Source organism: Chitinophaga sp., from assembly GCF_036569125.1.
Classification (GTDB): Bacteria; Bacteroidota; Bacteroidia; order Chitinophagales; family Chitinophagaceae; genus Chitinophaga.
The window spans coordinates 1-8,885 of the sequence record NZ_DATCRF010000391.1 but is presented as its reverse complement, the minus strand read 5'-3'; the positions used below and the strand labels follow the sequence as shown (position 1 = coordinate 8,885).

General features: G+C 51.7%; 7 protein-coding genes and 1 pseudogene. 3 read left to right on the top strand and 5 right to left on the bottom strand.

Annotated features, from left to right (window positions below):
• Positions 1-231 (bottom strand): annotated as a pseudogene (locus tag VIM87_RS14620) (MFS transporter); the annotation flags it as partial.
• A 314-nt stretch (positions 232-545) separates the two neighbouring features.
• Here VIM87_RS14620 and VIM87_RS14615 point away from each other — a divergent pair.
• The 3 genes from VIM87_RS14615 to VIM87_RS14605 are packed head-to-tail and all read left to right on the top strand — an operon-like array spanning position 546 to position 4,256.
• On the top strand, positions 546-2,264 hold the full coding sequence (locus VIM87_RS14615) for a carbamoyltransferase family protein (protein ID WP_331997707.1): 1,719 nt from the start codon (positions 546-548) through the stop codon (positions 2,262-2,264).
• Between the two features lies 1 nt (position 2,265).
• The gene (locus VIM87_RS14610) at positions 2,266-3,237 is read left to right on the top strand and encodes a glycosyltransferase family 2 protein (RefSeq protein ID WP_331997706.1); all 972 of its coding nucleotides are present in this window, start codon (positions 2,266-2,268) and stop codon (positions 3,235-3,237) included.
• Positions 3,238-3,248: 11 nt separating this feature from the next.
• Positions 3,249-4,256, top strand: coding sequence for a glycosyltransferase family 9 protein (locus VIM87_RS14605; RefSeq protein WP_331997705.1), 1,008 nt, complete (start codon positions 3,249-3,251; stop codon positions 4,254-4,256).
• Here the strand turns inward: VIM87_RS14605 and VIM87_RS14600 are convergent.
• The 4 genes from VIM87_RS14600 to VIM87_RS14585 all read right to left on the bottom strand — a co-directional run.
• Positions 4,203-5,342, bottom strand: a complete 1,140-nt coding sequence (locus VIM87_RS14600) for a glycosyltransferase family 9 protein (RefSeq protein WP_331997704.1) — start codon at positions 5,340-5,342, stop codon at positions 4,203-4,205. The two genes, VIM87_RS14605 and VIM87_RS14600, sit on opposite strands and share 54 nt — an antisense overlap.
• Before the next feature lie 5 nt (positions 5,343-5,347).
• The gene (gene rfaE2, locus VIM87_RS14595; RefSeq protein WP_331997703.1) at positions 5,348-6,820 is read right to left on the bottom strand and encodes a D-glycero-beta-D-manno-heptose 1-phosphate adenylyltransferase; all 1,473 of its coding nucleotides are present in this window, start codon (positions 6,818-6,820) and stop codon (positions 5,348-5,350) included.
• Positions 6,821-6,825: 5 nt separating this feature from the next.
• A complete protein-coding gene (locus tag VIM87_RS14590) occupies positions 6,826-7,395 on the bottom strand; it encodes an HAD family hydrolase (RefSeq protein ID WP_331997702.1) in 570 nt (189 codons plus the stop codon).
• A 143-nt stretch (positions 7,396-7,538) separates the two neighbouring features.
• Positions 7,539-8,885 (bottom strand): glycosyltransferase (locus VIM87_RS14585; protein ID WP_331997701.1); only part of this gene is annotated, 1,347 nt, incomplete at its 5' end.

Below are 8,885 nucleotides of genomic sequence, written 5' to 3'. Positions count from 1 at the left end.
GCGCTGCACCAGCCAGATGGCCAGCAGCTGAAAGATATTGGTGAAAGTAGGTAATGCAGCCAGCACACCTATCTGGAAATTGGAAGCGCCCAGCTGCAGTGCCAGCGCAGTTAAGAAAGCGCCGCCTGTTAAAACGATCATTGTTTCTGCAGCCAGCCCGTCGCGTATCACTAAGTGCAGGCCCCGCTGCACCTGGGCTTCAGACAGACTTTCCGAAGGAATTAATTTCATAGGTTCACACGTTCTTCTTTAAGGCATGTAATAACATGCAGGTACATAATGTTGTGGTATTAAAAAATAATGTTGTGGTGGTATCAATAAAATCGTTGTACAAAATTACCCGGTTTATTACAAAAAAGAAGCGTTGCTGCCCATAACTTTAGTTGTAGCTTCTCTGGAATGCTCTGCAGTAAAGCGTTTGAGTGAAATGGTGAAAGTGAAAAGGATGAAACCGGCATATACTTCTGGAACAATTTGTGTTAGCCATTTACAACGGGCATTGTATACTGCTTTAACCTTTTTTAATTACTCTTTAAATTCATTACATGTACACACTGGGCATTAATGCAGCGTTTCACGACTCCTCCGCGTGCCTCATGAAAGATGGGCAGCTGCTGGCAGCCGCGGAAGACGAAAGATTTACGCATATCAAACATGGTAAAAGACCCATCCCTTTTTCCGCTTACGAGCTGCCATTTCACGCTATTGATTATTGCCTTAAAACAGCCGGCATACATCTTTCCGATGTAGATCATGTAGCTTATTCCTTTGATCCTTTTATATTATTGGGAGAGCAGGTAAAAGATCAGAACAATATTAACCTGCCTTTAAAGCCGGCAGGGCAGCGGGTTCCGGAAAAGTGGATGTCGCCCTGGGATCCGTTATTCCTGTCGTCAATTGTGAATGCGCCGGGGCAGCTGGTAGATGGTTATCCGCATCATTTGCAGCAACGTTTCAGCGGCGCCTGCCTGCAGCCGGAGCAATGGCATTTTGTAGAGCATCACCTGGCGCATGCTGCCAGCGCTTTTTTACCTTCTCCTTTCCGGGAAGCAGCGGTGCTAACCGTGGATGGCCGTGGCGAAAAAGCCACTACTACTTTTAATGTGGGTATTGAAAACGACCTGCAGCGTATTGCGCAGGTGAACATGCCACATTCCCTGGGGTTGTTGTATGAGGAGGTGACCAGCTACCTGGGTTTCCTGCGCTCTTCCGATGAATACAAGGTGATGGCGCTGGCCTCTTATGGGAAACCTGTATTTGTAAAGGATTTCCGGGAAATGATACATATGCATGAAAACGGAAGCTACACGATCGATAACGAACGTTTGACTGAACGATTTGGCCCGGTAAGAACGCGTAATGCGGAATTCACCGCACATCACTTTAACATTGCACACTCCTTACAGGCCGTGCTGCAGGAATCTGTGCTGGACCTTGCACAGTCGTTACAGCGCAGCACTAACCAGGAGAACCTTTGCTTTGCAGGCGGTGTGGCGCTGAACTGTGTATTAAACGCTACTTTACGGGATGCAGGCATTTTCAAAAATATATGGGTGCAGCCAGCCTCCGGCGATGCGGGCACTGCGCTGGGCGCAGCCATGTGGATCGATGCGCAGGAACGGAAAGCAAGCAGCCGCTCTTTTGTAATGGAGCATGCTTACTGGGGGCCTGAATATAAGGATGAAGAAATTAAAGCTTTCCTGGACTGGACCAAAACATCGTACCGCCAGCTGGATAATGTAGCGGAAGCAGCTGCTGAGCTGCTGGCGCAGGACAAGATCATTGGCTGGTACCAGGGCCGTATGGAGTTTGGCCCGCGTGCGCTGGGAAGCCGGTCCATACTGGCATCGCCCATACATGCGGATATGCAGGCAAGGCTGAACGAGGTAAAGGACCGGGAAGATTTTCGCCCGGTAGCGCCGGTGGTGATGGAGGAGCATGCGGCGGAATGGTTTGAGCAGGCAGGTTATTCGCCCTTCATGTTATTTGTGCACAAGGTAAAAGAGGATAAGCGCGATAAAATTCCGGCTGTAACCCATGTGGATGGCACGGCACGCATACAAACCATTAACCGGCAGCAGCACCCGCGCTATTACGATCTGCTGAACGCTTTTGAAAAAAAGACCGGTGTGCCGGTACTGATTAATACTTCCTTTAACACGCTGGGCAAACCTATTGTATGTACGCCGCGCGATGCGCTGGAATGCTTCTGGTCATCGCCTTTTGATGCATTGGTTATGGGTTCTTTCTTAATTGAAAAGTAATATGGAAAAAAAGATCTCTGTAGTAATACCTACCTACCGGCGCCCGCAGCTGCTGATGGAATGCATAGCAGCGCTGGCCCGGCAGGATCTTAAGCGGGATGATTTTGAAGTGATCGTAGTGAGCGACGGGCCGGATAGCATTACCAAAAAAATGGTAGTATCCTGGAAGCATACCGGCTTACTGGATATACGCTACATTCCGCTGCCAGTAAAAAAAGGCCCTGCAGCTGCGCGTAATGCCGGCTGGAGAGCTGCCGTGGGCCAGATTATAGCCTTTACGGACGATGATACCATGCCTGATAAGGGATGGCTGTGCAACATCTGGGAAAGCTATGCATCGCAACCGTACGTTGCCTTTACCGGCCGTGTAATGGTGCCTGCGCCGGAAAAACCTACCGACTATGAATGGAATACCGCGCAGCTGGAAAAAGCGGAATTCATTACCGCCAACTGCGCCTGCACGCGCCTGGCACTGGAAAAGACCGGTGGTTTTGATGAGCGTTTTGAAATAGCCTGGCGGGAAGACAGTGATCTTGAATTTAAGCTGCTGCAGCATAACATTCCTATTATACACCTGCAGCATGCGCTGGTAGTGCATCCTGTAAGGAAGGCAGATTGGGGGGTAAGCCTGAAGGAGCAGCGCAAGAGCATGTTTAACGCGTTGCTATATAAAAAATACCCGCAGCTGTACCGGCGTAAGATACAGCAGCAGCCCCCCTGGAATTATTATGTGATGGTGCTGGCGCTGGCAGCTGTAATAGCAGGATTACTGCTGCATGCTGCCTGGCTTACGATAACGGCTTTTATGGTATGGTTGGTTTTACTGACGGCTTTTATTAAAAAGCGCCTTACCTACACTACGCATGCATGGCCGCATGTAATGGAAATGGTGGTGACCTCTATGCTCATCCCGTTCCTTTCCGTGTACTGGACCTTGTATGGCGCTTTCAGGTACAGAGTGCTATTTCTTTAAACTTTGCCAACATGATGAGAAAGATCGCGGTTTTCCGCGCATTGCAGCTGGGGGATATGCTTTGCGCTATACCCGCTATACGATCCCTGCGGATCGCACACCCCAAAGCACATATTACGTTGCTGGGATTGCCCTGGGCAAAAGACCTGGTGCAGCGGTTTAACCAGTACTTTGATGCATTTATTCCCTTCCCCGGTTTTCCGGGGCTGCCGGAGCAGGAGGTGGATGTGCGCCAGCTGCCCGCATTTTTTACCGCTATGCAACAGCAGGAATTTAGCCTGGTGCTGCAAATGCAGGGCAATGGCTGCATTGTAAACCCTATGGCAGCCCTGATGGGCGCCCGCCATACGGCGGGGTTCTGGCGGAAGGAAGACTATTGTCCTGATCCGGATCACTATCTTGAATACCCCGATCATGTACCGGAAGTGATACGGCACCTGATGCTGATGGAACATTTAGGCATAAAGCCGCAGGGCGAGCAGCTGGAATTTCCCTTAACCCCGCAGGATCAGAAAGACCTGCAGGCAGCTCATCTGAAATTAAAGTACCCTTATGTTTGTGTGCATCCCGGATCCAGGGGCGCATGGCGGCAATGGCCACCGGCCGCATTTGCGGTAGTAGCAGATAAGATAGCGGAAATGGGTTACCAGGTGGTGCTTACAGGTACGGCAGATGAGCAGCCGTTAGTGGGGGCAGTAGCAGACCATATGCAAAACCCCAGCCTTAATGCAGCCGGGAAAACGAACCTGGGCGCTATGGGCGTGCTCTTAAAAGGCGCAGCCATGCTGCTTGCAAACTGTACCGGTGTGGCGCATATGGCAGATGCGCTGCAAACACCCAGCGTGATCATTAGCATGGATGGGGAAGCCCCGCGCTGGGCTGCGCTGGATACAGAGCTGCACCGTACTTTTGACTGGACAAAAGAACAGGATATAGCCGCTGTAACAACGGCGGCGCAATCTTTATTAGCGGAGCGCCTGGGAGTGCTCCCCACTCAGCCGCTGACCCGTTTCTTCTAATACCTGCAACACGGCCTGTACTATCTTTGGCACCGAAGCCGGTGGCAGCTCTTCTTTTTCAAATTCACGGTAAGCATATCGTATGATCTCATTGCTGCTTTGCAGCGGGGCAGGAACATCAAAATACAATACCCTTCCCCGGGCCTGCCAGGGGGTATGCTGAGGATTTGTTTTTGCATACAGCACTACCACCGGCGTGCCGGTAGCCGCCGCAAAATGGGCTGCGCTGGTGTTTACAGACAGCAGCAGGGGGCTGTGCTTTATGAGGGTAATAAAATCTGCAAGCTGCAGCCGGCCGGCCAGCGAAAAGGTACCGGCGCCTATACCTTCCTGTATTTCGTTGATCAGGGTTTGTTCCTCCTGCACACCGGTGAATACTAGCTGGTAAGCGGGCAGCAGCTGCCGTAACAGGCGCCCCAGCCGGATCCACTGTTCTGTGGGGTACTGGCGCTTAAGCTCACTTACACCGGGATGCAGTAACAACCAGGGTTGCTGCGGATCGGCACCGGCGCTTTCCAGCTGCTGGATGATGGTTGGCCACAGGCTGTCATCTGTTTGCAGATGCAATCTTTCATGGGTAGCAGCTGCACCAATTTCCCGCACCAGCTCAAGATCACGCTGCACCTGGTGGCGTATAAATGTGTAAGGCTCTTTTTCCGGCGCCCAATGCGTAAGCAGGCCGTAAGGGTTTTCCCTGCAATAGGCCAGCCGTAAAGGAATACCGGCCAGGTAGGTAAGCATAATGGCGGGCATGGGGTTTTGGCTATACACGGTAAATATTACCGCCCCGTCAAAGCTGCCGCTGCGCAGCTGCTGTACCAAAAGATCAAAGCCTTCGCTGTTAGCGGCAGTGGCTGTTTTTACCCAGGGCGCATCAAACAGCAGCACATCATCTATTTCAGGCAGGCTTTTTACCAATGGCTGCGCCATGGTGGAGGTGAGTAAGGTCAGGTGGCAGCCCAGCGTTGTTTTCAGCGCGCGCATAGCGGGCGCGCTCATTAACAGGTCGCCCATATTATCCAGGCGTACACAGAGTATACGCTTACAGTGCTGCCAGCTTGGAGCTATTGCTTCTTGTACTATCATTCATTTCACTTAGCCACCTTTAAGGCAGTGGGCATATTTATGCGCCGTATAATGTGCGTGGTAGACTGGTCGGGCACCAGGGGCAGTAAAACTATTTCCCCGCCATACTGTTCCACCACCGCAGCTTCCGGCAGTTTTTCCTTTGTATAATCGCCCCCTTTTGCAAAAACATGGGGCTGAATAATTTCTATGAGCGGGGCCGGCGTATCATTTTCCAGGCTGCCAAAAGGAATGATATGCTGTACGGCTTCCAGCCCGGCTAATACCTGCATACGATCATACAGCTTATTCACCGGCCTTGCGCTGCCTTTTAAACGGCGGATGCTGTCATCGTTATTGATGCCTACCAGCAGCACATCGCCCAGCTCACGCGCGCGGTTCAGGTAGCTTACATGGCCGCTGTGTAAAATATCAAAGCAGCCATTGGTGAACACTACTTTTTTACCCTGCGCTTTATAGATGTTGCAGATATGGTGCAGCTGCTGCAGATCGGTTACATACTTTTCGTTCACTGCAAAAAAAGCATCCAGCTCCTGCTGCATGCAATGCGCGGTTTCCGGTTTGCTGATGGCCACTGCAGCTGCAGCGCCGGCAATTTCAGCGGCTGCCGGTATATTGGCGCCTGCCAGGTAGGCCAGTGTAAATGCGCTGATGTAGGTATCGCCTGCGCCGGAAACATTCGGGTTGGGCACCTGTTTTGCAAAAGCGCGGTACACAGGTTTATCGCCTTCGAATATCAGCGCGCCTGCATCATCCAGCGTTAAGGCGGTAATGGCGGCGCCTGTTCTTTCAAAGAGGCTGCTGCCTTTGCTTTCCAGCTGCTGCGGCCTGTTGTAAGGCTGCTCTTCCAACTGCAGCATGGCAATGGCTTCTTTATAATTGGGTTTTACCAGCGTGGGGCGCAGCGGCACAAAATATTCAAGCCGTTTGGAATCCACTGCAATGCAAATGGGATGCGCCTGTTTTAATTGCACCAGCGCATCTATTACAGCGGGTGTTAGCAGCCCCTTGCAATAATCTGCAATCACCAGTGCATGGTGCTGCGGGTACTGCTCCTGAAGCAGCTGTATAAACGCAGTTTCCACTTCCGGTAAAATGGCATGCTCGGAGCCTGCATCATAACGGGTGAGCATTTGCGAACCGGCCATCACCCTTGTTTTTACAATGGTGTTACGGCTGCTGTGCTGTATGATCTTACAGCTTACACCTGCATTTTCCAATAAGGCGCAGGCGCGGTCGCCTTCCGCATCGGCCCCGGTTACGCTGCAGTAAGTAACCTGAGCGCCCAGGTGGCTGAGGTTAGCAGCTGTATTGGCGCCGCCGCCTAAGGCTACTGTAGTGGAAGTAACATTTACTACCGGCACCGGCGCTTCCGGTGAAAGCCGGGTGCTGGCGCCGCGCAGGTACACATCCATCATCAGATCTCCGATGCACAGGATCTTTAAACCGGCAAACTGCTCTGTAATATGGGTATACATACCTTTTAATTTTTAGCGGTTGTTGAAGAAATAATATACGCTGCAGCATCTGCCAGGTTACGGGCTTTATAAGCGGGCGTTCTGTAATCTGCCATGATCCACTCTGTTTCATTGCCGTTATCTATCAGCACCGTACGGCAGCCGGCACGGTTGCCTGCTTCCACATCGTTCAGTATATCACCCACCATCCAGGAGGAGGGTAAGCTGATATCCAGCTCCCGGGCTGCCTGCTGCAGCATACCGGGTAAAGGTTTGCGGCAGCTGCAATCAATGGCGTATGCTTTTACTGCTCCTTCCGGATGGTGCGGGCAGTAATAAAAACCATCCAGGTGCAGGCCGTTATAATGTAATACACTATGCATACCGGTGATGAGCTTTTGCAGCTGCGTTTCATCAAAGTAACCCCTGGCTATTCCCGACTGGTTGGATACTACAATGAGCGCATATCCATGGGCACGCAGCAGCTGTAATGCAGCTATGGCATCCGGCGCCCATTGCACCAATGCAGGATCTGCGTTGTAAGGCACATCTGTTACCAGCGTACCATCCTTATCCAGGAATACTGCTTTTTTCATCTGTTAATATTTATCTCGTAGTTATCTGTCTTCTTATTTGCCTCAATGGATCTCCTTCGTCGATCTGATTTTTTTACGGGTCAGATGGAACCTCGCATTAACATGGCCCTGTGTGAGAAAATATCTCATGCCCGGTTTCATGATCATCCGTTCATTACAGGAATAGCCAGCGCTGCGGTTTTAGGTGCAGGCGCCTCGTTATTTGCATACAGGCCGGCGATCTTACGCTCTACCAGCGTGCATAATACATGCAGCATATGCATGTGCAGCTCCTGTATGCGGGCGGTATTGCCGGAAGGTACTATCAGCCCAATGTCTGCATAGTCTGCGGCCGGGCCGCCATCCTTACCTAATAATGCAATACAGGTCATTTGCTGCTGATGCGCTGCTTCCATGGCCAGCAAAATATTGTTTGAATTACCGCTGGTGCTGAGGCAAAGCAGTATATCGCCCTTACGGCCTAATGCCTGCACCTGGCGGGAAAATACCTGGTCGTAGCTATAGTCATTAGACCATGCGGTAAGCACGGCAGAATCGGCGGTGAGCGCAATGGCCGGCATGCCCGGGCGGTCGGGGATCTCAAACCGGCCCACCAGCTCGGCTGCAAAATGCTGGCTTTGCGAGGCGGAGCCGCCGTTGCCGCATACCAAGATCTTTTTACCATGCAGCAGGCAGCGGTACAGCTGGCGTGCAGCTTCCTGCAAAGGCGCCCGCAGCTGCTGTTTGCAAACGTTAATGGTAGTTACCAGGTTCTCAAAAGCATTGTCTATGAGCGAAAGATCTTCCGGCAGCGTGCTATTCACTGCAATGCTATGGTTGGTGATCACTTTTTCATATACATTATTCATGAGGTGCGCTACGCGCTGCCAGGTGAATAAGGTTTGTACGCGTTTAACTGCGTTCGCGCTCATTTCCTGCAGCCGCGTTCTGTTCAGCAGCAGCTCACTGATCTTTTCGGCCAGCGCATCCGGGTTTTGCGGGGGCACCAGCAAGCCGGTCTTACCATCCAGCACACTGTATTTAATACCGCCTACATTGGCGCCAATAACCGGTGTGCCGCAGGCCATAGCTTCCAGTGGCGTAATGCCAAAGGGCTCATACCAGGGTGTGGTAATGAACAGGTCTGCAGCAGCGTAATAATATTTCAGCTCATCGCGGGTACGCTGGCCTGCAAAGGTTACACAGGTAGCTACTCCAAGATCTTTAGCCAGCTGTTTCAAGCGGGCTATTTCCGGATCGCGGGATCCATCTTCCCCGCCAACAATGATCAGGCGCACCTTAGCGCCGGTATATTTTAATTTAGGTAAAGCGGCTATTACATTATCCACGCCCTTGCGCGGCACCATACGGCCCAGCTGCAGCAGCACTATTTCCTGCGGGGCTAGCTTTAAGCGCATACGCGCGATCTGTTTATCTACCTGGTACATTTCATCGGGGTTCACCCCGCCGGGAATAATACTGATCTTATTGGCGGGCGCGTGGTAATACTG

Bases quoted from the DNA above. Each gene is read 5' to 3' on its own strand.
- VIM87_RS14615 (WP_331997707.1), top strand. From the start codon at position 546: ATGTACACACTGGGCATTAATGCAGCGTTTCACGACTCCTCCGCGTGC.
- VIM87_RS14610 (WP_331997706.1), top strand. From the start codon at position 2,266: ATGGAAAAAAAGATCTCTGTAGTAATACCTACCTACCGGCGCCCGCAG.
- VIM87_RS14605 (WP_331997705.1), top strand. From the start codon at position 3,249: ATGATGAGAAAGATCGCGGTTTTCCGCGCATTGCAGCTGGGGGATATG.
- VIM87_RS14600 (WP_331997704.1), bottom strand. From the start codon at position 5,342: ATGATAGTACAAGAAGCAATAGCTCCAAGCTGGCAGCACTGTAAGCGT.
- rfaE2 (WP_331997703.1), bottom strand. From the start codon at position 6,820: ATGTATACCCATATTACAGAGCAGTTTGCCGGTTTAAAGATCCTGTGC.
- VIM87_RS14590 (WP_331997702.1), bottom strand. From the start codon at position 7,395: ATGAAAAAAGCAGTATTCCTGGATAAGGATGGTACGCTGGTAACAGAT.